Origin of the sequence: Escherichia sp. E2748, from assembly GCF_005781125.1 — a bacterium.
Lineage (GTDB): Bacteria > Pseudomonadota > Gammaproteobacteria > Enterobacterales > Enterobacteriaceae > Escherichia.
The window spans coordinates 142,492-168,451 of sequence record NZ_VATP01000021.1; the positions used below are offsets into that span (position 1 = coordinate 142,492).

The window sequence follows — 25,960 nt, forward strand, 5'->3', positions numbered from 1 at the left end:
TTAATGGTCCTCCGCAGCAGTAACCGCCGGGTTTTCTGCAGGCAGATCGGTGTTGTTGTCACCAAGCATAATATGGTCGAGGATCTGGCGCATCAGCGTACCGACCGCCGGGCCAGCCCCGCCGTTTTCCAGAATCATAGCGACAGCGACTTGCGGATTGTTATACGGCGCAAACGCGGTCATCAGTTTGTGGTCGCGCAGACGCTCGGCAATTTTGTGCGCATTATAGGTTTCGTTCGCCTTCAGGCCAAAGACCTGCGCGGTACCGGATTTCGCCGCAATTTTGTAGGGCGCGCTGGCAAAGTATTTATGTGCCGTACCGTTAGGACGGTTAGCAACACCAAACATGCCGTCTTTCGCCAGTTCCCAGTAACCAGAATGAATATCGCCTACCGGCGGTTCATGCGGCTGTACCCATGGCACTTGTTTGCCATTTTCGGCGGTGCTCATCAGCAAATGCGGAACCTTCACAATGCCGTCGTTAATCAGGATCATCAGTGCTTTGTTCATCTGGATAGGGGTCGCTGTCCAGTACCCCTGACCGATACCGACCGGAATGGTGTCACCCTGATACCACGGTTTTTTAAAGCGTTTCTGTTTCCATTCGCGGGTCGGCATATTACCGGAACGTTCTTCCGACAGGTCGATACCGGTGTAATGACCGTAGCCAAATTTACCCATCCATTCAGAAAGGCGGTCGATGCCCATATCGTAGGCAACCTGATAGAAGAAGGTATCTGCTGACTCTTCCAGCGATTTAGTGACATTCAGGCGACCGTGGCCCCATTTTTTCCAGTCACGATAACGCTTTTCAGACCCCGGCAATTGCCACCATCCAGGATCAAACAGGCTGGTATTACGGGTGATTACCCCTGCACTTAATGCCGAAACCGCCACATAAGGTTTAACCGTCGACGCTGGCGGATAAACCCCCTGCGTGGCACGGTTCACCAGTGGTGTGTTCGGGTCGTTCAGCAACGCGGAATAATCTTTGCTGGAGATACCGTCAACAAACAGGTTAGGGTCGTAACTTGGCGTGGAAACCAGCGCCAGCACGCCACCTGTACGCGGATCGGTGACCACAACAGCGGCACGACTGCCCGCCAGCAGTGTTTCAATGTACTGCTGGAGCTTGAGATCAATTGTCAGGTAAATATCATGCCCGGCCTGCGGCGATACTTCTTTTAACTGGCGGATGACGCGACCGCGGTTGTTAACTTCAACTTCTTCATAACCCGTCTGGCCGTGTAGAACATCTTCGTAGTAACGTTCAATCCCCAGCTTGCCGATATCATGTGTTGCGGCATAGTTGGCCAGTTTGCCGTCATTATTCAGTCGCTCGACGTCTTTATCGTTAATTTTCGAGACATAACCGATAACGTGGGTCAGCGCTGAGCCATAGGGATAGTAACGACGTTTATAGCCTTTAACTTCCACACCAGGAAAACGGTACTGGTTAACGGCGAAACGCGCCACCTGAACTTCAGTCAGGTTGGTTTTCACCGGAATAGAGGTAAAACGGTGCGAACGTGCACGCTCCTTTCGAAACGCGGCGATATCGTCATCGGTCAGGTCAACCACGCTGCGCAGGGCGTCCAGAGTCTGCTGCACGTTATCGACTTTCTCCGGCATCATCTCTATCTGATAGATAGTTCGGTTGAGCGCCAGAGGGATACCGTTACGGTCGTAGATAATGCCGCGGCTGGGGGCGATAGGCACCAGCTTAATGCGGTTTTCATTAGAACGGGTCTGGTAATCGGTAAAGCGAACAATTTGTAGATTATACAAGTTGGCGATGAGCACGCCGGTTAGCAGCAAAATCCCCAAAAAGGCGACCAGCGCCCGGCGCACAAACAGCGCGGACTCTGCCGAATAGTCGCGAAAAGAGTTCTGTAATTTCATCCGCTGCGTTTTCTACTTAAGGCTACCATATCACTCACGGTGATAAGGATGGTTGGTGGTAATGCTCCACGCCCGGTACAGACTCTCTGCGACCAGTACGCGAACCAGCGGATGGGGGAGGGTAAGCGCCGAAAGTGACCAGCTTTGTTCTGCCGCCGCTTTACAGGCAGGCGATAACCCTTCCGGCCCGCCAATCAGCAAGCTGACATCGCGGCCATCCAGCTTCCAGCGTTCCAGTTCAGCGGCTAACTGCGGCGTGTCCCAGGGCTTGCCTGGGATATCAAGGGTGACAATGCGGTTTTTACCTGCGGCAGCCAGCATTTGCTCACCCTCTTTGTCGAGTATGCGCTTGATATCCGCGTTCTTGCCGCGTTTTCCCGCCGGAATTTCAATCAGTTCAAAAGGCATATCTTTCGGAAAACGACGCAGGTACTCGGTAAAACCGGTTTGTACCCAGTCCGGCATTTTCGTTCCCACGGCGACAAGTTGCAGCTTCACGCATTAACTCCAGAGTTTTTCCAGCTCATACAGGCGACGGCTCTCTTCCTGCATAACATGGACAATCACATCACCTAGATCGACCACAATCCAGTCCGCGCCGTTTTCACCTTCAACGCCGAGAGGCAATAAACCCGCAGCGCGAGATTCCTGAACCACGTGGTCAGCAATGGACATAACATGGCGGCTGGATGTACCCGTACAGATGATCATACAGTCGGTGATACTGGATTTGCCTTGAACGTCTAAGGCGATGATGTCCTGACCTTTGAGGTCATCAATTTTGTCGATAACAAAATCCTGGAGTGCTTTACCCTGCAAGTTTTCCCCCTGGGTGAAATAAAAAAGATAAAAATGGTCTGTCAGTATACCTGAAGCAGAGGCGATTTCGGGACAAATGTCAGCAAATCGGCTCTTGAAAGTGGGCTATCATCCCACCCCGCGTCACAGATTGCATCGCCATTTTTGTAAAACAATTTCTACAAAGTCGTGTATGGCGGAAAAGTCAGGTTGCGGAGAATATCAGCCTGCCCGGGCCTGTCAATGTCCGTTGCGGCTTACCTGTAAAAAAACAGAAAAGTCATGCATCTTCGCACCAGATGGCGCGGCTATTGAGGACGCGTAGTGTTACGAACTCGTCATTGATATCAATGGCGCTCCAGCAGCCCTGGTCTACACGAAAATGCCACATTGCCTCGGGAGGCATGCCGATTAAGCGTGCAATCAACAGGCTCAACACACCCTGGTGGCTAACGATTAATATGTTTTTGTGCTGCTGATAGTCACCAAGTCCGGCAATAAACCTTTCTATCCGCTGTGAAAATGCCTGAAAGCCTTCACCGCGAGTAGGGACGGTATGCTGCCAGTCATTGCACCAGGCACTATAGTTTTCGGCATCTTCTTGCATCAGCTCGCGATGATGCCGCATTTCCCAGTCACCAAAAAACATTTCGTTGAGTTCAGGGATGATTTGCATGGGGAGTTGACGGGCATCAAGAACCAGGCGCGCGGTGTGCTGCGCCCGTTCCAGTTCACTGCATAAAACCTTATCGAAGGGAACATCACGTAGCAGTGTATGCAAGCTTTTCGCCTGCGCGATACCGCGCTCCGTAAGTGGTGTAGGCGCATGACCGCTGTATAACCCGTCGATATTCGCTTGCGTTTCACCGTGACGAATTAACCACAGTCGCATCATTCCCTCCGTGACGGCAGATATCAGCGATACAAGCCTTGTTGGTTAATGTAAGTCAGTACCGATTCTGGTAACAATTCCTCACAAGATTCGCCGTTTTGCAAACGTTCGCGGATGATTGTCGCCGAGATGTTGAACCACGGCGTTTCGGCGAGATAAATTTTACCAGCAGGCTGAAGATGCAGATCTTCCGGATTATGCGTCAAATGATCTTCCAGCCACTGCTGGTACTGCGGTTGTGCCATTTCCAGCGGATAACCTGGACGTCGACAGACTATCAAATGTGCATTGTCGAGAATCGTTTCGTATTCATACCAGGTCGGAAAGTTCAGCAGCGAGTCCTGACCGATAATAAACGCCAGCGGCACATCTGGGCCTTGCTCCTGTCGCCACTCTTTTAACGTCTGCGATGTGTAAGAGGGGGCATTACGCTTTAACTCGCGTTCATCAAGGGTAAACAGCGACTTGTCGGCAATCGCCAGTTCAAGCATGTGTTTTCGCTGCACGCTGTTCGCTTCAGGCTGGGGGCGATGCGGAGGAACGTTGTTAGGGATAATCGTTACCCGCGTCAGGCCAATCAGATTCGCCAGCGTTTCCACAGGTTTTAGATGGCCATAATGCACCGGGTCGAAGGTGCCGCCAAACAGAGCTTGTAAAGATTTCATATCAACCGTCGATAAATACGTCTGCCAGTGGTTTATGGCACAAAAGAAGAGATAATCCCTCCAGTTCTGCCCACACTGACTGACCGTAATCTTGTTTGAGAGTAAGTTCCGTTCGTGTCAGGAGTTGTACAGCCTGACGTAACTGTGGCTGACTCAGGCGATTTAACGCTTCGCTAATCATGTTACGACGGTTCTGCCATACCCGATGCTTGTCAAACAGCGTACGCAGCGGAGTATGAGCAGACTGACGCTTCAGATTAACCAGTAGCAATAGCTCACGTTGCAAAGTACGCAATAAAATCACCGGTTCACTGCCTTCCAGGCGCAGCTGCTGCAGAATATGCAATGCGCGCTTGCTTTTGCCGCTCAACAAAGCGTCAACCCAATGAAAAGGGGTGAAATGTGCGGCATTATTCACCGCTTGCTCAACGCGCGGCAGTGTCAGTTTGCCGTCGGGCCAGAGTAGCGATAAACGCTCCAGTGCCTGTGCCAGCGCCAGCAGGTTTCCTTCATAACAGTAGCAGAGCACCTGATTCGCCGCGTCATCCAGTTCTAAATTGAGCTGTTTTGCTCGCGCGGCAACCCAGCGAGGAAGCTGGGCCTGTTCTGGGGTCTGGCAAGTAACCTGCACGCTACGGTTTGCAAGCGCGGTAAACCAGGCGGCATTTTCCTGCGCTTTGCTCAATTTATTACCGCGGACGATCAACAGCAGATCGTCATGCAGCAATCCGGTGAGCGTGAGGAGTTGTTCATTGATCGCCGCATTCGGTCCGTTTTCTGGTAACAACAGCAATAGCGTTTGTCGACTGGCAAACAGGCTCATTGCCTGGCATAGCGAAAATATTGCGTTCCAGTCCGTGTTGGGATCAATGGAAAAAGTGTGGTGTTCTTCGAATCCTTGTGCCGCAGCTACCTGACGAATGGCGTCCTGGCTTTCTTGCAACAACAGGGGATCGTTACCAAGTAAAAGATAGGCCGCGCGCAGCCCTTCAGTGAGCTGCGCGCGGAGCTGTTCCGGGTACAACCGAATCATCAGTTACCCAGCGTGGTGGAGACGCGTGCAGGCGTTGCTGTGGTATCCGTTGTTGTCGACGTTTCTTCGTCGGAACGGACGTCCGCAGCGCGAATGCTTGGCAGCTTACGAATAAGCTGTTCGGCGGCACGGTCGTACATCTCTTTAATGATCATGTCCTGCTCGTTATCTTTCGCTAACGCCATTTGCGGGTTATCGAAGAACGAACGGAAGACTTTGGCGCTAATCGGGTAGATATCTCGCCCAGGAATCAATACCGACGCGCTAACAGTCATCACCATCTGATATTCCGCAGTTTGACCATTACGGAAAACCGACGCGGTATCCTGTGAGATTGATACAGCGCCCAGACGCAGGGATGGAACATCCTTACGCGTGGTTTCTTTATCGAGCAACTCGACACCGTTCAGACGTAACTGGTTACGCACTGCACGGCTTAACGGCCCGTTCGGGTCACCGGAGTCCAGGATCATAACCTTCATAGTTGAAGGGACCTGCGTGGTATCACGCAGATGCCAGCCACACCCGGCGGTGATTAACACCGCCAGAGATAACAACAATGTTGCCAGATATCGCACGCTTCCTCCCGCGCTTAGCCAACGACCAGATTGAGGAGTTTACCCGGTACGTAAATCACTTTACGCACGGTAACGCCATCAAGATATTTTGCTACCAGATGTTCCTGGCCAGCACGTTCGCGAACCTGTTCTTCCGTTGCATCCACCGGAACGGTGATTTTGGCACGGACTTTACCGTTAACCTGAACAACGACCAGCGTGGAGTCTTCCACCATCGCTTTTTCATCAGCAACCGGCCACGGCGCGTTGTCGATATCGCCTTCGCCTTTCAGTTCCTGCCACAGCGTGAAACAGATGTGTGGGGTGAACGGGTTAAGCATACGAACTACCGCCAGCAGCGCTTCCTGCATCAGGGCGCGATCCTGCTCGCCATCGGTCGGTGCTTTCGCCAGTTTGTTCATCAGCTCCATAATCGCCGCAATTGCGGTGTTGAAGGTCTGACGACGGCCGATATCATCGGTCACTTTAGCGATTGTTTTATGCACATCGCGACGCAGCGCTTTCTGATCTTCAGTCAGTGCATCGACGTTCAGTGCCGCAACATCGCCTTTCGTAGTATGCTCGTACACCAGTTTCCAGACACGTTTCAGGAAGCGGTTAGCCCCTTCCACGCCGGACTCCTGCCATTCAAGAGTCATATCCGCCGGAGAAGCGAACATCATAAACAGACGAACGGTGTCCGCGCCGTAACGTTCAACCATCACCTGCGGGTCGATACCGTTGTTCTTCGACTTGGACATTTTGCTCATGCCGGTATAAACCAGATCATGGCCTGCCGCGTCTTTCGCTTTCACGATACGGCCTTTCTCGTCACGTTCAACGATAGCATCAACCGGGGAGACCCAGTTACGTTCGCCGTTTTCGCCAACATAGTAGAAGGCATCTGCCAGCACCATACCCTGACACAGCAACTGTTTCGCTGGTTCGTCAGAGTTCACCATGCCTGCATCACGCATCAGTTTGTGGAAGAAGCGGAAGTAGAGCAGGTGCATGATGGCGTGTTCGATACCACCAATGTAGATATCCACCGGCAGCCAGTAGTTAGCCGCTTCGGAATCCAGCATACCTTCTTTGTACTCCGGGCAAGTGTAGCGCGCATAGTACCAGGAGGACTCCATAAAGGTGTCGAAAGTGTCGGTTTCACGCAGCGCTGGCATACCGTTAACGGTGGTTTTCGCCCACTCAGGATCTGCTTTAATCGGGCTGGTAATGCCGTCCATCACCACATCTTCCGGCAGGATCACCGGCAGTTGGTCGTCCGGGGTCGGCATCACAGTGCCGTCTTCCAGCGTCACCATCGGAATCGGTGCGCCCCAGTAACGCTGACGGGAAACACCCCAGTCGCGCAGGCGATAGTTCACTTTACGCTCGCCAACGCCCATTTCAGTCAGTTTGTCGGCAATAGCGTTAAAGGCTGCTTCATGGTCAAGACCATTAAACTCGCCAGAGTTGAACAGCACGCCTTTTTCAGTCAGAGCCTGCTGAGAAAGGTCTGGTTCAGAACCGTCAGCCGCCAGGATAACCGGCTTGATGTTCAGGCCGTATTTAGAGGCAAACTCGTAGTCGCGCTGGTCGTGACCCGGAACCGCCATGACTGCGCCCGTGCCGTATTCCATCAATACGAAGTTTGCTGCCCAAACAGGAATTTCTTCGCCCGTTAATGGGTGAACAGCTTTAAAGCCAGTATCGACGCCTTTTTTCTCCATTGTCGCCATTTCAGCTTCGGCAACTTTGGTGTTACGGCATTCGTCAATAAAGGCCGCCAGTTCTGGATTATTTTCCGCCGCTTTCTGCGCCAGCGGATGACCTGCCGCTACCGCCAGATAGGTACAACCCATAAAGGTGTCCGGGCGAGTAGTATAAACAGTCAGCGTGTTGTCATAGTCGTTAACGTTGAAGGTGATTTCTACGCCTTCGGAACGACCGATCCAGTTACGCTGCATAGTTTTAACGGTGTCTGGCCAGTGATCGAGTTTATCCAGATCGTTGAGCAGCTCGTCAGCGTAAGCGGTGATTTTGATAAACCACTGCGGGATCTCTTTACGCTCAACTTTGGTATCGCAGCGCCAGCAGCAGCCGTCGATAACCTGTTCGTTCGCCAGTACGGTCTGGTCGTTCGGGCACCAGTTGACCGCAGAGGTCTTCTTATACACCAGGCCTTTTTTATACAGCTCGGTGAAGAATTTCTGTTCCCAACGGTAGTATTCTGGCGTACAGGTTGCCAGCTCGCGGCTCCAGTCATAACCAAAGCCCAGCATTTTGAGCTGGTTTTTCATGTACGCGATGTTGTCGTACGTCCACGGTGCTGGCGCGGTGTTGTTTTTTACCGCCGCGCCTTCCGCAGGCAGACCAAACGCGTCCCAGCCGATCGGCTGCAGAACGTTTTTGCCCAGCATGCGCTGGTAACGGGCGATCACGTCACCGATGGTGTAGTTACGTACGTGGCCCATGTGTAGTCGACCAGAAGGATAGGGAAGCATAGACAGGCAGTAATACTTCTCTTTGCTCTCGTCTTCGGTTACTTCAAATGTGCGCTTCTCATCCCAATGAAGCTGTACTTTGGATTCTATCTCTTCCGGGCGGTATTGCTCTTGCATGGCAGCCAGTGGTCCTGTTTTCATTACGGCTACAAAAGTAGCGTTAGAGGTGGTTTTTCAGATCCGCATAGCATAGCCCAAACGTCCGCGTCAAAACAGCCTTTCGCGCACTCGACGTTGAAATCGCACAGCGGTAATCCTTGCACGAATTTACACACTCTGTGGGCAGTCTTGCAAAGTTGAGCGTAAATAACGTCTATTATTATAGCCAGTTAACGACACGGGAGATGAAATGATGAACAAGGTTGCTCAATATTACCGTGAACTGGTGGCGTCATTAAGCGAGCGACTGCGTAATGGCGAACGCGATATCGATGCACTGGTAGAACAGGCGCGTGAGCGTGTAATAAAAACAGGGGAGTTAACGCGGACCGAGGTCGATGAACTGACTCGGGCCGTCAGACGTGACCTGGAAGAGTTCGCCATGAGTTATGAAGAGAGCCTGAAGGAAGAATCCGACAGCGTTTTTATGCGGGTGATTAAAGAAAGCCTCTGGCAGGAACTGGCGGACATCACCGATAAAACGCAGCTTGAATGGCGTGAAGTTTTCCAGGATCTCAATCATCACGGGGTTTATCACAGCGGAGAAGTGGTAGGGCTTGGGAATCTGGTCTGCGAGAAATGTCACTTCCATCTCCCGATCTACACGCCGGAAGTGCTGACGCTATGCCCGAAATGTGGTCATGATCAGTTCCAGAGACGCCCGTTCGAGCCGTAATAGTTTGATTTCGCACACCAATAAAGAGAATTTGGGCCGAATGAAATTCCCCGGCCCTTGTTTTTATCTCTACAGTAAATCTTCAATCTCACGGATTTCTTGACTGACATCTCTGGTACCGGATGACTGAACTTTACGATACAGGTCGAGAGCCTGTAGGAGATCGACAGGTCCTCCTTCTCCGTAGTGATACATAATGGCCAGGTTATACCAGGCAGTGGCGTCATTGCATTCAGCGGCTTTCGTAAACCATTCAAAGGCAGCGTTATAATCTTTCTCAACGCCTTGCCCATGTTTATACATATAGCCGATGTTAACGTAAGCGCCGATGCTTCCCTGAGCGGCAGCCTTCAGATACCAGTACATCGCTTGTTTATAGTCCTGGTCCACTCCTTCGCCCAAATCATAATCCCACGCTATTTGAAATTGGGCGTGCTGATTACCTTGCAGGGCGCTTTTCAAATACCAGAATGCGGCGAGAGTCTTGTTTTGGGGAACACCTGTACCTTTTTCATAAAGGTCAGCAAGGTTATCCTGTGCGGGATTATGCCCCTGGAGCGCGGCTTGTTTGTACCAATAGAAAGCCTGTTCATAGTCTTGCGTCACCCCAGTGCCATTTTGGTACATTAACCCCAGATTATTTTGTGCATATTTCAACCCCTGCTCTGCTGCCTTCCGATACCACTCAACCGCATCTTCATAGTTAGGCGGTGCCGCTTCGTCGAGTATGCAACCCAGCAAATTGGCTGCTAATGCCTGTTCTTGCAAGGCGGCTTTCTTCAACCAGAAGATAGCTTGCGCATTATCTTTATAGCGGCTTTTATTCTCGTTATATTTTCGACCTAAAGAATATTGCGCTTCACAATGCCCTTGTTCAGCGGCAAGTTTGAGCCAGTAAAAGGCCTTTTCGTCGTCCGGAGAGTCAATTGCACTATCGCGATTGTAATAAAATCCAACAATATATTGAGCCTCACTATCGCCTTGTTCAGCACGTTCGATAATCTCATCTATTGATAAATTATCGCAGCAACTTGACGTAAAAATCATTATCATTTCCTTATGGTTGCAGATAAAGCATATTATATTTTTATATGTTCCATTTTTGCGTAAGCCTTATTTTATGCGTATTATGCTGCGTCAGAAAAGTATAAATAAATGAGCCTCGCAATGTAGTTGACATTCATTAGATGAATATTTAAGGACAAATTATATGGACATGGAGTCGCAAAAAATATTGTTTGCACTTTCCACTCCGATGGAAATACGCAATGAATGCTGTTTACCTTCGCATTCATCTCCCAAAATGTATTTAGGTACACGCTTTTTTGACCTTTCTTCTTCCTGGGGAATTGATGGCCGTGATGACCTGCTGCGCACAATTCACCGAATGATCGATAACGGTCATGCTGCACGGTTGGCTGGATTTTATCACCGCTGGTTTCGTTATTCGCCATGTGAATGGCGTGGCTATCTTGCTGAATTAAATGAGCAAGGTCAGGCTTATGCGCAATTTGTCGCCAGCACCGCCGAATGCTGTGGCGAAGGGGGAATCAAAGCCTGGGATTATGTCCGGATGGGTTTTTTAAGCCGGATGGGCGTACTTAATAACTGGTTGAGTGAAGAAGAAAGTCTATGGATCCAGTCGCGCATTCATTTACGGGCGCTACGTTATTATAGTAACTGGCGGCAATACTTTGCCGGTTATACCTTTGGTCGACATTATTGGCAGTCTCCCGAGGATGATAATCTGCCTTTATTACGTGAATTCTTAGCGCGTAAAGAATACGACGATTCCGGCAATGATATGTTTTATCAATTAGTTGCCAGTGACGATGCATATTACGCGACCTTACCCTGGCAACATCTGGCTGACTACCCTTCATGCCCGGAAACGCTTAAGGATATGAGCGACCTATGAAAAATTGCTGGAAGATCCTTGAAATAGAGGAAACGACTGACGTCGATATTATCCGTCGCGCTTATCTGGCGCTGTTACCGTCCTTTCATCCAGAAACCGATCCACAGGGGTTTAAACAACTGCGTCAGGCGTATGAAGACGCGCTACGGATTGCTCAGTCGCCTGCTAAATCTGTTTGGCAAGCAGAAGAACATGAAGTTGCAGAACATGAAATTCTGCTCGCCTTTCGTGCGTTACTTGCCTCTGATAGCGAACGTTTTCTGCCCTCAGCCTGGCAGCGATTCATTCAGCAATTAAATTATTGCTCGATGGAAGAGATTGATGAATTACGCTGGTTGTTGTGCGCGATAGCTATGAACACTGCCCATTTATCCTTCGAGTGCGTGGCGTTATTAGCTGAAAGATTGCGGTGGTTGCAGGAGGAAAACACTGGGGAAATAGACGAAGAAGAACTGGAATCTTTTTTATATGCCATTGCGAAGGGGGATATTTTTAACTTCCAGACCATCCTGCATTTGTCCGTTGCCGTGCAAAATGAAACCATTGATTTTTACCAAATGTTCGCTCGGATTTGGTCATCGCATCCAGAATGGCTGACACTGTATTTAGCGCAACATCGCGCAGTGATTATCCCCGATGATGCAAAACTGCACAGAAATTTACTGTGCTGGTATACCTCAAGCCGCGTGGGAATACCCGAACTCCTGGATTATGTTCGGTCGTGGCGGGAAGCTGAACCTGATAATGAAGATGCGCGTTATTATGAATACGCGCAACGCGTCTATTGTGGAGAAGGTGAAAGCCTTCTGGTAGAACTTTGTGACTACTGGCGCGAGTATCCCTCCACCCAGACGGATGCATTAATGTTGCAATGGTGCCGTCAGCATCGGGTCGATTATTACCCGTTAGTGGTGATGATGATTGAAGCACGTGAACTGGTTAACGATCAGGGAAAACTGCTACTTTATGTTCCTGGCGACAGCGCCAGTACGCGCTTTCAATTATACGAAATACTCAGTCATGAAAAACTCTCTGCGCTGGGGCGTTCTCTGGTCGAGATGGTTTTGCACAAAGGGCGTAAGCCGCGAATCTCACTCACGCGTGATACAGAGCATCCCTTATGGCCATTATATTTAGTTGCTAAACAATTAGTGCTGGCGAACCAGCCTACAGAAGAATCATTAATGCCGATCGTCGCTCGTCTTGATGCAGAAGATCGTTGCCCACTGGAAGCATTAATTATTCGTCGATTATTAATTCAGTCGGCGAATTTTACCGAGAAGCAAACCGTCGAACCGGAGCCGCAACCGCAGCCAATGCCTGTTGATGATGGTAGGCCGGGCTGTCTGGGCATCATTAAAATTATTTTCTATATTTTTATTTTTGCTGGTTTGATAGGGAAAATACTCCATCTCTTCGGGTGACAGTCGACGTTAACGTGCGGGAAGCCCGGCAAGCAATCTTTCCGCATTTTTGTAATGTTGTTTGGCGGCCAGTTTTAACCATTTTTGAGATTCATAATGGTTAACATTAACACCTGAGCCATTTCTGTAGATCAAACCCAAAGTATATTGAGCATGAGCATACCCTTGTTCAGCTGCTTCCTTATACCAGAGAATTGCTTTACGGGTATCTGGTTTGACTCCCAGACCTTTCAGGTAGATCCACCCCAGTTTGCTTTGTGCGCGCGGATTTTCCTGTTCTGCTGATTGCTCATACCAGTATCTCGCCTGTGTATAATCCAGTGGTTTACCGTCGCTACCATGAAGATAAAATTCGCCAAGGCGATATTGCGACGTTGAGTGACCATGAATCGCGGAAAGCTCCGTTGCTGCCGTGGTAAACGGAAGACTGCCTGGTGATCTTAAATAGTCAAAGACATAATTCGCCATAGCTTTATCGCGCAAGGTCGTTTTCTTAGGTTGGCTAATACAAGTGATAGCCGCAACTATAAATATTGCGAATATAAAATATATTTTTTTGTTCATTTATCAATACTTCGATTTTCTTTTTATTTTGAAAGCGTCAAGTTTATACTCATCATTAATAAAAAAGTAGTCAGTTAATGTACTTAAAGGATTGTTAATATATGGATAAGGAAGAACAACGCCTTCTATTTGCGCTTTCTACGCCAATGGAGATTCTTAATAAGGGATGCAAGCCTGCACATGACTCGCCAAAAATGTATACCGGAGTAAAAGAATTTGATCTGTCATCATCCTGGGGAATAAATAATCGTGATGATTTAATTCAGACTATTTACCAAATGACCGATGATGGTCACGCAAATGATTTAGCCGGGTTATATCTGGCATGGCATCGCTCTTCACCTGAAGAGTGGAAAGCATTAATAGCTGGTGGCTCTGACAGAGGGCTGATTTATACCCAATTTGTTGCACAAACCGCTATGTGCTGCGGGGAAGGGGGAATCAAAGCCTGGGATTATGTTCGAATGGGGTTTCTGTCACGGGTCGGTGTGCTCAACAAGTGGCTGACGGAAGACGAGAGTTTATGGCTGCAATCGCGTGTCTATGAACGAGCACACCATTACTATCACAGTTGGATGCACTATTTTTCCGCCTATTCGTTAGGACGTCTCTACTGGCAATCCGCTCAGTGCGAAGACAACGCTTCGCTACGCGAGGCGCTGACCTTGTACAAATACGATAGCGCCGGGAGTCGGATGTTCGAAGAGCTGGCAGCGGGAAGCGATCGTTTCTATGCCACGCTTCCCTGGCAGCCATTAACTGCCCAGCCTGAATGCCCGGCAACGCTTAAGGATGTGAGCGACCTATGAAAACATGTTGGCAAATCCTCGAAATCGAAAGCACAACACAAGTTGATATTATCCGTCAGGCTTATCTTGCTCGTTTACCGTTGTACCACCCAGAAACCGATCCGCAGGGATTTAAAGCATTACGCCAGGCCTATGAAGAGGCGCTGCGACTTGCGGTCAATCCAGACGAAAAAAATGCTGATGACGAGAAAGATCTTGCAGAAGAGCATGAAGCACTGAAAGCGTTCAGAACCTTACTGGCTTCGGAAAGTGATCGTTTTCAGCCCTCCGCCTGGCAGAAATTTATCCAGCAATTAAATACCTGGAACATGGAGGATGTCGAACAATTACGCTGGCCGCTGTGTGCAATCGCTATGAAGGCGCGATATCTTTCATTGAATTGTGCATCTTTGTTGGCAGAGCGTTTGAACTGGCATTCGTTTAGTGACAGCGAAGGAATGGATGAAGAAGAGCGGGAGACTTTTCTTGAGGCCATTCAGGCTGGGGATTGTTTCGATTTCCTTAGCCTTCTGGAATATCCCGTCGCGTTACAGAACCAGACTGTTGATTATTACTTCGCGCTGGAACGTTGCGGTCGTTACCATCCTGACTATGTCACTGCATTTTTGGCGATGGCAGGTCCGTGGTTAATTCCTGATGATGAGAAGTTGCATCGCAAATTGTTGCGCTGGTATAGCTCGGTACAAACAGGTATGGCGGAACTCATTCCTGTTGCCCAACAGTGGCAAACGGAAGAACCAGAAAGCGAAGATGCCCGATATTACTCGTGTGCACAACGGTTGTACTGCGGTGAGGGGGAAAGTCTGCTTGCCGATCTCTGCGCATACTTGGAGAGTTACCCATCTACACAAGCGGATTATTTGTTGTTGCAGTGGAGCAAGCGTCATTGCCCGGATTATTTCGCGTTATTAGTGATGGTTATCGAAGCGCGAAGCATGATTGATGCACAAGGTAAGTCGCTGAAATATGTTCCTGGCGAGAGCGCCTGGACGCGGCTGTTATGGGCGGAAATTTTACATAGCGGAAAATTATCGCCGTTAGGTCAATCGTTTATCGAGTCGTTATTCTTCAAACGTAAAGCATGGGCGTGGTGGAAATCGAGAGTCGGTAGCGAGACAGGGCAAGATTCACCGTTACTGGATCTGTATCGGGTAGCGGAACAGGTAGTACTGGAAGCGTTTCCGAAACAAGAGATGCTGGCCCGTCTTAATACAAGGCTGGAAGGCGGAGACGCTCATCCATTAGAGGCCATTATCACCCGGATGCTGTTGACAAAAGTGAAACTCGAGCCGGAGGATGAAGATGTCGATGAGCCAACACCTGAAAACCATGAAGAAAAAAATGATGAGGATGAAAAACCACAGAGCATTACCAGCATTATTAAAATCAGCTTAACGGTGCTGGTGATAGGTTATGCTCTCGGCAAAATCGCGATGTTGCTCAGTTAGATGTGATGCTGACGCATCTTATCTTTCAATGTCGGATGCGATGCTAATGCATCTTATCCGATCTACGAGTAGGCCAGATGCAGCGTTTACGCCGCATCCGGCAGCCGTGTTTATGGGATCTCAATGGCCAAATAATCGCTCGCCCGTCGACGAACTTCATCGACGCGGGCCATATCGTTTGACTGCAACGCCTCATCAAAATCGGTGATCACCCGGCCAATCTCTTCTCGCTCATCACCCAGCGCACGCGCCCACAACTCTTCCAGTTTGGCTTTAAAGGTACGGTTGATGAGCATATCGCGCGGATAAATTTTCAATGCGGATAACCGCGCCCGACTCTCTTCAATCTGCTGAGCGCTCAATGTTACCGGACTGTGATTAATGACTCTGGACTTAACGCTGCCGTCTTCCAGAAGCACGTCAACTTCAAGCAACCCGTTGATATCATAACTAAAGCGAATATCAATCGACTGATAAGCCCCGGTTTTCTTCAACGGCACATCGAATGATTCCACCAGAATGTTATTTTTAACTTTGTGGTTTTCTCCCTGATAGACGTTAACCGTAATTGAATCCTGTTCCGGGTGCATGGTTGAGTAAGTTTCTACACGCGATACAGGCACAGTGGTGTTTCGTTCAATAATTGGCGAGAAAATGCCGGAAACGCCCTGGCGGTTAACTTCAACGCCCAACGAGTAGGGGCAAATATCGGTGAGGATCACTTCTTCAATATCTTCGCTGCGTAAGCGGCAGGCGGCCTGGATCGCTGCGCCCAGCGCGACAATGGTGCTCGGGTCGTAACTTTGATACGGTAGTTTGCCAAACAGACGCACGGCGATTCGCTGCACCAGTGGCATTTGCGACGCACCGCCGACCAGTACCAGGCTGTCGATTTGACTCGGTTTCAGACGTGCATCGCGCAACGCCTGTTCAATCGGCACACGCAAGCGGTTGAGTAGCGGTAACCACAAATCTTCCAGTTCGTTCTCGTAAAATTCGCACTCCCGCGTTTCATCCTGGTACTGCCAGCGAATGTGCATTGGCGATTGATTGCTACATTTTGCCGCTTCCACGCAGGCGTATAAGGCTGCCAGTTCGCTCTCGTTAAGCGTGGTTTTGGCAACTTCCGCGCGTCTTAAAACTTCATCGACCAGCATATGAGTAAAATCTTCGCCACCAAGAAAGTTATCACCCGCGGAGGCGTGCACTTCAATCACCGGCGTAGCGTATTCAAGCACCGTGACGTCAAACGTGCCGCCACCGAGATCAAAAACCAGCGAGCGGGTATTTTGCTGCGTATGCAGGCCATACGCCATCGCGGCTGCCGTTGGCTCATTAATCAGGCGCACTGCATTTAGCCCGGCTAACTCTGCTGCTAAACGGGTATGCTTGCGTTGTTCATCACTGAAATAAGCAGGAACAGAGATCACCACATCTTTAATCGGTTGTTGCAGGAATTCTTCGGCATCTTCTTTTAATGAACGCAATACCAAAGAGGACAATTCCGGTGCATTAAATGTGTCACCGCCTAAACGCCAGTTGGTATTACTGCCCATCGCGCGTTTAAATAACGCTGCGGTTTTATCAGGATGCGATGTGCGCCTGGACACTGCCGGTTTACCGACCAGAATATGGTTATTTTCATCCATGCTAATTATGGATGGTGTTAAATATTCACCGAATTTATTTGGAATTAATTGTGCGGCACCGTCTTTCCAGACAGCAATTAAACTATTGGTAGTACCGAGATCGATACCAATGGCGAGTTCTGCATTATCCATTGCATTTATATCTTGAAAGAAAAAGAGATAACCAGATTAAGACCACCCTGGTAAAACGTGGTGATCTTAATCAATAAGGAGTATTAAGCGTAAAATTTCAGACGTTCAGCCAGTAAATCAACAAAGCCCTGACGATCAACATCGACCATTACAGTGGCATTCGGTTTGTTACCGGTCAGATAGTAATAATCAACAACTGTCATCCCCTGGGTATATTTCCCCTGTGTTTCAACGCCGACCCAGCGCTCTACGGTGGTAAACAACTCGGGTTTCAATAGCCAGGCAATGGTGCACGGATCGTGCAGCGGCGCGCCGACAAAGCCCCATTTTTCGGCTTTATGATATTCGAGGAAGAAATCCAGCAGTTCGGCAACAATGGTTGAAATCGGGTTACCAATCGCGCGGAAACGCTCGGTGTCTTCAACGTGGATTTGTGCTTTGTGAGTGACATCCAGACCGGCCATCACCACCGGAATCCCTGACTGGAAGACAATCTCCGCTGCTTCCGGGTCAACGTAAATATTAAACTCGGCGGCTGGCGTCCAGTTACCAAGCCCCATTGCACCGCCCATAATCACGATACGGGCGATTTTGCTGTGCAGTTCCGGATGGCTATTGAGCAGCAAGGCGACGTTAGTTTGCGGTCCGGTAGAAACAATGGTGACAGGTTCCGCACTTTCACGCAGCGTTTTCGCCATCAGCTCTACCGCCGTACAGTTTTGCGGTGCAAACGTCGGTTCCGGTAATGCCGGACCATCCAGACCGCTTTCGCCGTGTACGTTGTCCGCGATAATCAACTCACGCATTAACGGTTTCACCGCACCGCCTGCTACCGGAATATCGGTGCGATTAAGCAAGGTCAGCATACGCAGAACATTGCGTAATGTTTTATCGGGTGTCTGGTTTCCGGCGGAAGATGTGATGGCTTTGACATCAAGCTCTGGTGAGGCGAGGGCGAGAACTATTGCGATAGCGTCGTCATGACCTGGGTCGCAATCTAACAGAATTGGCAGTGCCATTGTTGCTCCTTGTTGTGTGCTTCTTTGCGACAAGGGTAACGCCAGGATGTAACAGATACGAGGGGCGAAACGATAAAGCGTGAGATGGCGCGCAATTGGGTATGCGCGCCAGAGTGATTAATGCAGGATTTTCGCGAGGAAGTCTTTTGCGCGGTCCGATTTCGGATCATCGAAGAAAGCGTCTTTCGGCGAGTCTTCGACAATTTTACCCTCGTCCATAAAGATCACCCGATTCGCCACTTTACGGGCAAAGCCCATTTCGTGGGTCACCACCATCATGGTCATTCCTTCGTTCGCCAGTTCCACCATCACGTCCAGCACTTCGTTGATCATCTCCGGATCCAGCGCCGATGTCGGTTCGTCGAACAGCATCGCAATAGGATCCATACACAACGCGCGAGCGATCGCCACACGCTGCTGCTGACCGCCGGAAAGCTGCGCCGGAAATTTATTGGCATGTGCGGAAAGTCCCACGCGCTCCAGCAATTTCAATGCTTTTTCACGAGCGGGCGCTTTATCGCGTTTAAGCACTTTCACCTGCGCCAGGGTCAGGTTTTCGATAATCGACAGATGAGGGAACAGCTCGAAATGCTGGAACACCATCCCGACGCGGGAACGCAGCTTTGCCAGATCGGTTTTCTTGTCGTTAACCACGATACCATCGACGGTGATTTCACCTTGCTGCACCGGTTCGAGGCCGTTGACGGTTTTAATCAGCGTTGATTTGCCAGAACCAGACGGGCCGCAAACCACCACCACTTCGCCTTTTTTCACTTCGGTTGAGCAGTCGGTCAGCACCTGAAAGTGACCATACCATTTTGAAACATTTTTCAGGGTAATCATTATGCTGTCCTTCTTTTCAAGTAGCTGACCAACAACGACGCGCTAAGGCTAATAACGAAATAAACAAATCCGGCAAACAGGATCATCTCAACCTGCGTACCATCACGCTCACCAATGGTTGAGGCGGTACGGAAGAAATCGGCCAGAGATAACACATACACCAGTGAGGTATCCTGGAACAGTACGATACCCTGAGTGAGCAGCAGCGGCACCATCGCGCGGAACGCCTGCGGCAGAATAATCAGTTTCATCGACTGCCAGTGAGTCATTCCCAACGCCAGCGCGGCGCTCGACTGACCACGAGAAATACTTTGAATACCGGCGCGGATAATCTCTGAATAGTAGGCCGCTTCAAACATCGAAAACGCCACCATCGCCGAAATTAAACGGATATCATTTTTTGGCGATAATCCCAGCACGTTTTGCAGAAAACCCGGCACAATCAGGTAAAACCACAGCAGAACCATGACTAAAGGAATTGAGCGGAAAACGTTAACGTAGGCTTTGGCAAACCACGCCACGGGCGCAAAACTGGACAAGCGCATCACCGCCAGCATGGTGCCCCACAAAATACCAATCACGACTGCCGTGACGGTGATTTTCAGGGTGATCACCAGCCCGTCCAGCAGATATGGCAGGGAAGGGACAATGGAACTCCAGTCAAACTCGTACATTATTTGCCCCCCATGTTGCCAGGCAGGCGAACTTTACGTTCAACCAGCGTCATTACCAGCATGATAACCGCGTTAATCAACACATACGCCAGCGTAATGGCGGTAAACGACTCCCAGGCGTGGGCCGAGTAATCGAGCAATTTACCCGCCTGCGCCGCCATATCCACCAGACCGATAGTCGAGGCGATGGCGGAGTTTTTCACCAGGTTCATCATCTCGGAGGTCATTGGCGGGACGATAACGCGATAAGCGTTAGGCAGCAGTACGTAGCGGTAAGCCTGCGGCAGCGTTAGTCCCATTGCCAGCGCGGCATTCTTTTGCCCGCGCGGCAGTGACTGGATCGCGGCGCGTACTTGTTCGCAAACGCGAGCCGCGGTAAACAGCCCCAGGCAGAGCATGGAGGAGAGGAAAAACTGAATATTTGGGTCCAGTTCCGCCTTAAACCACATGCCGATTTTTTCCGGCAGCAGCTCTGGGATCACCAGATACCAGGTAAAGAACTGCACAATCAATGGCACGTTGCGGAACAGTTCGACATACAACGTACCCAGACCGGAGAGAAAACGGTTAGGAACGGTGCGCAAAATGCCGAATAACGAGCCGACGAGGAAAGCGATAATCCAGGCGCAGATCGACAAAGCGATCGTCACCTGAAAACCACTCCAGATCCAACCAAGATAGGTGGTGTTGCCGAACGGGGCTTGTTGTAAAAAAATACCCCAGTTCCAGTCTATAGACATAAATCTACTCCAGAAAAAAGAGGGTAGCAGCGTTAACTGCTACCCTCGAAGATTGTTACCCAGCGTATTGCGGTTTTCAGGCCCGATGGGGAACGACCATCAGGCGTATAGTCTGTCCGTGCTACGTAACAATCGAGAGGGCTGGAATTTCCGCCCCTGGTTCTTGTAATTAGTTCAGTGCTTTGTCATTCGGTTCTTTGAACAGTGCTTTCATTTCGTCCGACAGTTCGAAATTCATGTTCAGGTTTTTCGGCGGAATTGGATTTTTGAACCATTTATCAAACCATTTTTCCGCTTCACCGGAGGTCTGGACCTGAGCGATGGTGTCATCCATCAGCTTTTTGAACTGCGGATCGTCTTTACGCAACATGCAACCGTAAGCTTCCTGAGACTGCGGCTTGCCGACGATTTCCCAGTTGTCTGGTTTCTTCGCCTTTGCACGTTCACCGGCCAGCAGGGCATCATCCATCATAAAGGCAACGGCACGACCGCTTTCCAGGGTGCGGAAAGAGTCACCGTGGTCTTTGGCGCTGATAATGCGCATGTTCATTTTTTGCTCTTCATTCAGTTTGTTGAGCAGAACTTCAGAGGTGGTGCCGGAAGTGACTACGACGGCTTTGTCTTTCAGGTCGGCAAAATCTTTAATATCGCCGCCTTTTTTGGTCAGCAGGCGCGTACCGACCACGAAAATAGTGTCGGAGAAAGCCGCCTGTTTTTGGCGCTCGACGTTGTTAGTGGTAGAACCACATTCAAAATCAAAAGTGCCGTTTTGCAGCAGTGGAATACGGTTTTGTGAGGTAATCGGAATCAGTTTTACCTGCAAGTCCGGTTTGTTGAGTTTCTTTTTCACTGCTTCAACAATGGCGTTGGAGTAATCCTGCGAGTAACCCACCACTTTTTGCTGATTGTCGTAATAAGAAAAAGGTACTGAAGATTCACGGTGACCGACGACAATCACACCATTTTTGGCGATTTTGTCTAGTGTACTGCCCGCTGCCGGGGCGGCGTCATCTGCCTGTGCCAGTCCTGCGGAAAGCGCCAGGGCCAGGATTGCTGTGGCAGGTTTACGTAATTGCATATCCAACTCCTTTATCTTCTGCGTTAAAAACGCATGGATACCCGTTGTGAGTGTTTGTGTTGTTATCATCTGCAACTTTATTGTGCAGTGTTGTGCTTGTTAGGTAACATTTAGTTTGGCTAAATGTAAAGATATTGCTGTTTTATTGTTTGTTTTTGCGAGATGCACCGCACCATTCCGAAGCAAAATTCTTAAAATGCACCTTTTTGGTGCTACCGCTGATTTGTGGTGGTGCAACCGGGTTGCGCTAATGCAGGTTCAAGGTTTGCCTTGTATAACAAAGCAATAGATGTGCCAGAAATGGACAGAAGAATGGTGAAGGCGGAAAAGGTGTGCATGCCGCATCCGGCGAGCGTGCCGAAATACGGGATGTATTCCGGCACGATAAGAAGGGATTATTTACGTCGCTGACGCAGACTCATCAACACAGCGGCAAAACCAAACAGCGCCGTCAGCACCCACAGCGGCCAGTTGCCGGTTCGTGCGTATGGCGTGAGTCCGGTAGTCGGCGTCACGTTAGTGGTTAACACCTCGCGGGTGAATTGCGGGATCATCGCCTGAATCTCACCTTGAGGACCAATCACCGCCGTAATGCCGTTGTTGGTGCTGCGCAGCAGTGGGCGCGCCAGCTCCAGCGCACGCATTCGCGCCATCTGGAAGTGCTGCCATGGACCAATAGACTTACCAAACCACGCATCGTTGGAGATAGTCAGCAGATAGTCGGTATCCGGGCGGAAATTATCGCGCACCTGCTCGCCGAGAATGATCTCGTAGCAAATGGCCGCAGTGAGCTGAATGCCGTTCACCGACAGCGGTGGCTGGATATATGGCCCACGGCTGAATGACGACATCGGCAGATCAAAGAACGGCGCTAATGGACGCAGAATCGACTCCAGCGGGACAAACTCGCCAAACGGCACCAGATGGTTTTTGTTATAGCGATCGGCTGATTCGTAGCTGTACGGTGCACCTTTACCCAGCGTAATGATGGCGTTGTAGGTATCGTAGCGGTTCTGCTTATTGAGGCGCGCATCGACAATCCCGGTTATCAACGAACTCCCTTTCTCACGCAGAACGCCATCCAGCTCTTTGAGGAATGGTTGCTGATTCATTTCCAGATCGGTAATTGCCGACTCCGGCCAGATGATCAGCGACGATTTACCCATCAGTGGTGCCGTTGCGTTGTAGTAAACCTTCAGCGTATTAAGAAGCTGGCCTTCGTCCCACTTCAGCGATTGCGGAATATCGCCCTGAACCATCGAAACCTGAATGGTTTTCTCCGGTTGCGGGGTATACCACTGGATGTAATGCAGCGGGAAGGGAAGGGCAAACAGTACGACAGCCACCACCAGCGGACGCCAGTTGCGTTTGACCAACGCCAGTGCCAGCAGGCCGCTAACCATCATCAGCAGAAAGTTAATGGCTTCCACGCCCATTATCGGTGCCAGCCCTTTTAACGGGCCGTCAATCTGGCTATAGCCGAACTGCAACCACGGGAAGCCTGTCAGTACCCAACCGCGCAGAAACTCGGTCACCTGCCAGAGAGCAGGGGCGGCAATCGCCACGCGTAGCCAGGTGGTTTTCGGCCACAGACGCGACAACACGCCAGCAAACAGTCCGGTATACAGCGACAGATACGCCGCCAGCAGTACCACCAGGAAGATGTTAACCGGGCCAGGCATTCCGCCAAAGGTCGCGATGCTGACATAGACCCAGTTAATACCGCTGCCAAAGAGGCCAAATCCCCAGCAAAAGCCAATAGCGGCAGACTGGAGTGGACGGCGGTTAAAGGTCAACGCCTGAAGCCCCATCAGCGAAATAATCGCCGCAGGCCAGACGTCGTAAGGAGAGAAGGCCAGCGTTCCGCAGGCACCGAATAATAACGCCAGCAGCAGGCGAATGCGCTGGCGTTCAATTAATGAGGCAAAAGCCATGTAGTTATCTATCCAGTTTCGGTTTTATTCATCCAGCTTCGGCTGGGGTGAGTCATCCGGGATTTTGACATGAACCTGAATAATACGCCGACTGTCAGCCATCGCCACTTTGAACTGGTAACCGTCGATGTCGATGGTTTCGCCACGCGCCGGAAGATGCCCAAATGCCTGCATCACCAGACCACCGATAGTGTCGACTTCTTCATCGCTAAAGTGAGTGCCGAACGCTTCGTTGAAGTCTTCAATGGAAGCCAGCGCGCGCACGGTCCAGGTATGACGACTCAGCTGACGGAAGTCGATATCATCTTCTTCGTCATACTCGTCTTCAATCTCACCAACAATCAGTTCCAGGATGTCTTCAATGGTCACCAGACCGGAAACCCCACCGAATTCGTCAATGACGATCGCCATGTGGTAACGCTGAGAGCGAAACTCTTTCAGCATCCGGTCTACGCGCTTACTTTCAGGAACGACAACCGCCTGACGTAACACTTTGTCCATGCTGAAGGCTTCAGCATCGCTGCGCATAAACGGCAGCAAGTCTTTCGCCATCAGAATCCCTTCAATGTGATCTTTGTCTTCGCTAATCACCGGGAAACGTGAGTGGGCGGACTCGATGATGACATCAAGGCATTCGTCCAGCGTCTGGTTGCGTTTCAGGGTAATCATCTGGGAGCGGGGGATCATGATGTCGCGAACGCGTTGGTCTGCGATGTCCATTACCCCTTCGAGCATATCGCGCGTATCTTCGTCGATAAGGTCGTTCTGCCCGGAATCACGGATCAGCGCCAGCAGTTCGTCACGGTTTTTCGGTTCACCGTGGAAAAGTTGGCTGAGTAACAGGGAGAAAAATCCCTTCTTGTTGCTTATCGTGTCACTACTGTGTGAATTGTCGTCGCTCATGGCGTCGTATGGGTTCTCATGTTAGTTAATCAAAACGCCGTCGTTAATCACCAACGGCGGGGACATCTGCCAGTCAAATGCCTGGCAAATTATTCTTTCTCGGCAATGTACGGATCCTCATAGCCCAGAGCAAGCATAATCTCTGTTTCGAGGGCTTCCATTTCTTCTGCTTCGTCATCTTCGATGTGATCGTAACCTAACAAATGCAGACTGCCGTGCACCACCATATGTGCCCAGTGCGCCTCCAGTGGTTTGCCTTGCTCCTGTGCTTCCTTCTCAACCACCTGACGGCAGATAACCAGATCGCCCAGTAGCGACATTTCCATGCCAGGCGGCACTTCAAACGGGAAGGAGAGCACGTTGGTTGGCTTATCCTTACCGCGATAGGTCATATTCAGACTGTGGCTTTCGGCGGTGTCGACCACGCGAATAGTCACTTCCGACTCTTCCTGAAACTGCGGGATCACCGCATTCAGCCATGTCTGAAACTGGCTCTCTTCCGGTAACCCGGAATTATCTTCACATGCCAGTTGTAAATCGAGGATCACCTGACTCATTTTTGTTCCTGTTCTTCGCGCTTGCGTTCTGCCGCCAGCGCCGCTTTACGTTTTTGTTCGGCTTCTTCCCAGGCTTCATAGGCGTTAACGATACGCGCCACCACCGGGTGACGAACCACGTCTTCGCTGTGGAAGAAGTTAAAGCTGATCTCTTCGACATCAGCCAGCACTTCGATGGCATGACGTAAGCCTGATTTAGTATTACGCGGTAGGTCGATTTGCGTGACGTCACCGGTGATAACCGCTTTTGAGTTAAAACCGATACGGGTCAGGAACATCTTCATCTGTTCGATGGTAGTGTTCTGGCTCTCATCGAGAATGATAAATGCGTCGTTCAGCGTACGACCACGCATATAGGCCAGCGGCGCGACTTCAATAACGTTGCGCTCAATCAGTTTCTCGACTTTCTCAAAACCCAGCATTTCAAACAGCGCGTCGTACAGCGGGCGCAGATACGGGTCTACTTTCTGGCTTAAATCACCCGGCAGGAAGCCCAGTTTCTCACCGGCTTCTACCGCCGGACGAGTCAGCAGAATACGGCGGATTTCCTGACGCTCCAGGGCATCAACTGCCGCAGCTACTGCCAGGTAGGTTTTACCCGTACCTGCCGGGCCAACGCCGAAGGTGATGTCATGGTCGAGAATATTGGCGATGTACTGCGCCTGGTTTGGCGTGCGTGGCTTAATTACGCCGCGTTTGGTTTTGATATTGACCGCTTTGCCGTACTCCGGCACGCTCTCCGCGCTTTGCTCCAGCACGCGCGCTTCTTTAATCGCAAGGTGGATCTGTTCTGGTTCGATATCCTGAATCTGACCGCGCATTGGGGCGGTATCGACATACAGGCTGCGCAGAATGTCTGCCGCGGCGGTGACGCAAATCGGGCGGCCGGTCAGTTTAAAGTGGTTATCACGGCGATTGATTTCGATGCCGAGACGGCGTTCGAGTTGTTTGATGTTGTCATCAAACGGGCCGCACAGGCTCAACAGACGCGCGTTGTCTGCTGGCTCCAGGGTGATTTCGCGAGTGTCTATGTTCAAACTGTTCCTCTTATCTGTATGCCGCCGGAAGCTGAACATTCACCGGCC

25 protein-coding genes are annotated in these 25,960 nt (G+C 50.4%); 5 read left to right on the plus strand and 20 right to left on the minus strand.

The window, feature by feature from the left end:
- The 8 genes from mrdA to leuS form a co-directional block, all read right to left on the minus strand.
- Entirely contained in the window at positions 1-1,902 is a 1,902-nt protein-coding gene (gene mrdA / locus FEK42_RS17160; protein WP_130219433.1) for a peptidoglycan DD-transpeptidase MrdA, read from the minus strand.
- A 30-nt stretch (positions 1,903-1,932) separates the two neighbouring features.
- Positions 1,933-2,400: a 23S rRNA (pseudouridine(1915)-N(3))-methyltransferase RlmH gene (gene rlmH / locus FEK42_RS17165; RefSeq protein ID WP_000776104.1), complete on the minus strand. Its 468-nt coding sequence runs from the start codon at positions 2,398-2,400 to the stop codon at positions 1,933-1,935.
- 3 nt (positions 2,401-2,403) lie between these two features.
- A complete protein-coding gene (gene rsfS / locus FEK42_RS17170; RefSeq protein WP_001161662.1) occupies positions 2,404-2,721 on the minus strand; it encodes a ribosome silencing factor in 318 nt (105 codons plus the stop codon).
- A 259-nt stretch (positions 2,722-2,980) separates the two neighbouring features.
- Positions 2,981-3,592: an adenosylcobalamin/alpha-ribazole phosphatase gene (locus tag FEK42_RS17175; protein ID WP_135492810.1), complete on the minus strand. Its 612-nt coding sequence runs from the start codon at positions 3,590-3,592 to the stop codon at positions 2,981-2,983.
- A gap of 23 nt (positions 3,593-3,615) precedes the next feature.
- Complete coding sequence (gene nadD / locus FEK42_RS17180; protein WP_064528967.1) at positions 3,616-4,257, minus strand: nicotinate-nucleotide adenylyltransferase; 642 nt, start codon at positions 4,255-4,257, stop codon at positions 3,616-3,618.
- 1 nt (position 4,258) lies between these two features.
- Positions 4,259-5,290: a DNA polymerase III subunit delta gene (gene holA / locus FEK42_RS17185; protein ID WP_135492609.1), complete on the minus strand. Its 1,032-nt coding sequence runs from the start codon at positions 5,288-5,290 to the stop codon at positions 4,259-4,261.
- The gene (gene lptE, locus FEK42_RS17190; RefSeq protein ID WP_064528965.1) at positions 5,290-5,868 is read right to left on the minus strand and encodes an LPS assembly lipoprotein LptE; all 579 of its coding nucleotides are present in this window, start codon (positions 5,866-5,868) and stop codon (positions 5,290-5,292) included. The genes holA and lptE overlap by 1 nt, the downstream gene beginning before the upstream one ends.
- Before the next feature lie 14 nt (positions 5,869-5,882).
- Complete coding sequence (gene leuS, locus FEK42_RS17195) at positions 5,883-8,465, minus strand: leucine--tRNA ligase (protein WP_135492610.1); 2,583 nt, start codon at positions 8,463-8,465, stop codon at positions 5,883-5,885.
- A gap of 235 nt (positions 8,466-8,700) precedes the next feature.
- On the opposite strand from leuS, the gene FEK42_RS17200 reads away from it, so the two are divergent.
- On the plus strand, positions 8,701-9,183 hold the full coding sequence (locus FEK42_RS17200; protein ID WP_001044880.1) for a zinc ribbon-containing protein: 483 nt from the start codon (positions 8,701-8,703) through the stop codon (positions 9,181-9,183).
- 69 nt (positions 9,184-9,252) lie between these two features.
- Here the strand turns inward: FEK42_RS17200 and FEK42_RS17205 are convergent, their stop codons facing one another.
- Entirely contained in the window at positions 9,253-10,230 is a 978-nt protein-coding gene (locus FEK42_RS17205; protein WP_131161038.1) for a tetratricopeptide repeat protein, read from the minus strand.
- A 163-nt stretch (positions 10,231-10,393) separates the two neighbouring features.
- Here FEK42_RS17205 and FEK42_RS17210 point away from each other — a divergent pair, with 163 nt between their 5' ends.
- The gene (locus tag FEK42_RS17210; RefSeq protein WP_130206497.1) at positions 10,394-11,101 is read left to right on the plus strand and encodes a DUF1266 domain-containing protein; all 708 of its coding nucleotides are present in this window, start codon (positions 10,394-10,396) and stop codon (positions 11,099-11,101) included.
- Entirely contained in the window at positions 11,098-12,525 is a 1,428-nt protein-coding gene (locus FEK42_RS17215) for a J domain-containing protein (RefSeq protein WP_135492611.1), read from the plus strand. The genes FEK42_RS17210 and FEK42_RS17215 overlap by 4 nt, the downstream gene beginning before the upstream one ends.
- A 9-nt stretch (positions 12,526-12,534) precedes the next feature.
- Here the strand turns inward: FEK42_RS17215 and FEK42_RS17220 are convergent, their stop codons facing one another.
- Positions 12,535-13,089 (minus strand): tetratricopeptide repeat protein, encoded by a 555-nt coding sequence (locus FEK42_RS17220; RefSeq protein ID WP_135492612.1) that lies wholly within the window; start codon positions 13,087-13,089, stop codon positions 12,535-12,537.
- Between the two features lie 101 nt (positions 13,090-13,190).
- On the opposite strand from FEK42_RS17220, the gene FEK42_RS17225 reads away from it, so the two are divergent.
- On the plus strand, positions 13,191-13,898 hold the full coding sequence (locus FEK42_RS17225) for a DUF1266 domain-containing protein (protein WP_135492613.1): 708 nt from the start codon (positions 13,191-13,193) through the stop codon (positions 13,896-13,898).
- Positions 13,895-15,346, plus strand: a complete 1,452-nt coding sequence (locus tag FEK42_RS17230) for a J domain-containing protein (RefSeq protein WP_135492614.1) — start codon at positions 13,895-13,897, stop codon at positions 15,344-15,346. The genes FEK42_RS17225 and FEK42_RS17230 overlap by 4 nt, the downstream gene beginning before the upstream one ends.
- A 110-nt stretch (positions 15,347-15,456) precedes the next feature.
- On the opposite strand, the gene hscC is transcribed toward FEK42_RS17230, so the two are convergent.
- The 10 genes from hscC to FEK42_RS17280 all read right to left on the minus strand — a co-directional run bounded on the left by hscC (position 15,457) and on the right by FEK42_RS17280 (position 25,912).
- Positions 15,457-17,127, minus strand: a complete 1,671-nt coding sequence (hscC, locus tag FEK42_RS17235) for a molecular chaperone HscC (protein ID WP_130260231.1) — start codon at positions 17,125-17,127, stop codon at positions 15,457-15,459.
- Between the two features lie 83 nt (positions 17,128-17,210).
- On the minus strand, positions 17,211-18,146 hold the full coding sequence (gene rihA, locus FEK42_RS17240; RefSeq protein ID WP_135492615.1) for a pyrimidine-specific ribonucleoside hydrolase RihA: 936 nt from the start codon (positions 18,144-18,146) through the stop codon (positions 17,211-17,213).
- Positions 18,147-18,263: 117 nt separating this feature from the next.
- A complete protein-coding gene (gltL, locus tag FEK42_RS17245) occupies positions 18,264-18,989 on the minus strand; it encodes a glutamate/aspartate ABC transporter ATP-binding protein GltL (RefSeq protein ID WP_000631384.1) in 726 nt (241 codons plus the stop codon).
- Positions 18,989-19,663, minus strand: coding sequence for a glutamate/aspartate ABC transporter permease GltK (gene gltK, locus FEK42_RS17250; RefSeq protein ID WP_000272824.1), 675 nt, complete (start codon positions 19,661-19,663; stop codon positions 18,989-18,991). Before gltK ends, gltL begins: the two co-directional genes overlap by 1 nt.
- Positions 19,663-20,403, minus strand: a complete 741-nt coding sequence (gene gltJ / locus FEK42_RS17255; protein ID WP_000020950.1) for a glutamate/aspartate ABC transporter permease GltJ — start codon at positions 20,401-20,403, stop codon at positions 19,663-19,665. The genes gltK and gltJ overlap by 1 nt, the downstream gene beginning before the upstream one ends.
- Positions 20,404-20,572: 169 nt before the next feature.
- Complete coding sequence (gene gltI, locus FEK42_RS17260) at positions 20,573-21,481, minus strand: glutamate/aspartate ABC transporter substrate-binding protein GltI (protein WP_001309342.1); 909 nt, start codon at positions 21,479-21,481, stop codon at positions 20,573-20,575.
- A 395-nt stretch (positions 21,482-21,876) separates the two neighbouring features.
- A complete protein-coding gene (lnt, locus tag FEK42_RS17265; protein WP_135492616.1) occupies positions 21,877-23,415 on the minus strand; it encodes an apolipoprotein N-acyltransferase in 1,539 nt (512 codons plus the stop codon).
- Positions 23,416-23,439: 24 nt separating this feature from the next.
- Entirely contained in the window at positions 23,440-24,318 is an 879-nt protein-coding gene (corC, locus tag FEK42_RS17270) for a CNNM family magnesium/cobalt transport protein CorC (RefSeq protein ID WP_001278605.1), read from the minus strand.
- 89 nt (positions 24,319-24,407) lie between these two features.
- The gene (gene ybeY, locus FEK42_RS17275; protein WP_130206518.1) at positions 24,408-24,875 is read right to left on the minus strand and encodes an rRNA maturation RNase YbeY; all 468 of its coding nucleotides are present in this window, start codon (positions 24,873-24,875) and stop codon (positions 24,408-24,410) included.
- Positions 24,872-25,912 carry a PhoH family protein gene (locus FEK42_RS17280; RefSeq protein WP_001018040.1) on the minus strand — a complete coding sequence of 347 codons (1,041 nt, stop codon included), beginning with the start codon at positions 25,910-25,912 and terminating at the stop codon, positions 24,872-24,874. The genes ybeY and FEK42_RS17280 overlap by 4 nt, the downstream gene beginning before the upstream one ends.
- Between the last annotated feature and the right edge of the window lie 48 nt (positions 25,913-25,960).

Bases quoted from the DNA above. Each gene is read 5' to 3' on its own strand.
- mrdA (WP_130219433.1), bottom strand. From the start codon at position 1,902: ATGAAATTACAGAACTCTTTTCGCGACTATTCGGCAGAGTCCGCGCTG.
- FEK42_RS17175 (WP_135492810.1), bottom strand. From the start codon at position 3,592: ATGCGACTGTGGTTAATTCGTCACGGTGAAACGCAAGCGAATATCGAC.
- nadD (WP_064528967.1), bottom strand. From the start codon at position 4,257: ATGAAATCTTTACAAGCTCTGTTTGGCGGCACCTTCGACCCGGTGCAT.
- holA (WP_135492609.1), bottom strand. From the start codon at position 5,290: ATGATTCGGTTGTACCCGGAACAGCTCCGCGCGCAGCTCACTGAAGGG.
- leuS (WP_135492610.1), bottom strand. From the start codon at position 8,465: ATGCAAGAGCAATACCGCCCGGAAGAGATAGAATCCAAAGTACAGCTT.
- FEK42_RS17200 (WP_001044880.1), top strand. From the start codon at position 8,701: ATGAACAAGGTTGCTCAATATTACCGTGAACTGGTGGCGTCATTAAGC.
- FEK42_RS17205 (WP_131161038.1), bottom strand. From the start codon at position 10,230: ATGATTTTTACGTCAAGTTGCTGCGATAATTTATCAATAGATGAGATT.
- FEK42_RS17210 (WP_130206497.1), top strand. From the start codon at position 10,394: ATGGACATGGAGTCGCAAAAAATATTGTTTGCACTTTCCACTCCGATG.
- FEK42_RS17215 (WP_135492611.1), top strand. From the start codon at position 11,098: ATGAAAAATTGCTGGAAGATCCTTGAAATAGAGGAAACGACTGACGTC.
- FEK42_RS17220 (WP_135492612.1), bottom strand. From the start codon at position 13,089: ATGAACAAAAAAATATATTTTATATTCGCAATATTTATAGTTGCGGCT.
- FEK42_RS17225 (WP_135492613.1), top strand. From the start codon at position 13,191: ATGGATAAGGAAGAACAACGCCTTCTATTTGCGCTTTCTACGCCAATG.
- FEK42_RS17230 (WP_135492614.1), top strand. From the start codon at position 13,895: ATGAAAACATGTTGGCAAATCCTCGAAATCGAAAGCACAACACAAGTT.
- hscC (WP_130260231.1), bottom strand. From the start codon at position 17,127: ATGGATAATGCAGAACTCGCCATTGGTATCGATCTCGGTACTACCAAT.
- rihA (WP_135492615.1), bottom strand. From the start codon at position 18,146: ATGGCACTGCCAATTCTGTTAGATTGCGACCCAGGTCATGACGACGCT.
- gltL (WP_000631384.1), bottom strand. From the start codon at position 18,989: ATGATTACCCTGAAAAATGTTTCAAAATGGTATGGTCACTTTCAGGTG.
- gltK (WP_000272824.1), bottom strand. From the start codon at position 19,663: ATGTACGAGTTTGACTGGAGTTCCATTGTCCCTTCCCTGCCATATCTG.
- gltJ (WP_000020950.1), bottom strand. From the start codon at position 20,403: ATGTCTATAGACTGGAACTGGGGTATTTTTTTACAACAAGCCCCGTTC.
- gltI (WP_001309342.1), bottom strand. From the start codon at position 21,481: ATGCAATTACGTAAACCTGCCACAGCAATCCTGGCCCTGGCGCTTTCC.
- lnt (WP_135492616.1), bottom strand. From the start codon at position 23,415: ATGGCTTTTGCCTCATTAATTGAACGCCAGCGCATTCGCCTGCTGCTG.
- corC (WP_001278605.1), bottom strand. From the start codon at position 24,318: ATGAGCGACGACAATTCACACAGTAGTGACACGATAAGCAACAAGAAG.
- ybeY (WP_130206518.1), bottom strand. From the start codon at position 24,875: ATGAGTCAGGTGATCCTCGATTTACAACTGGCATGTGAAGATAATTCC.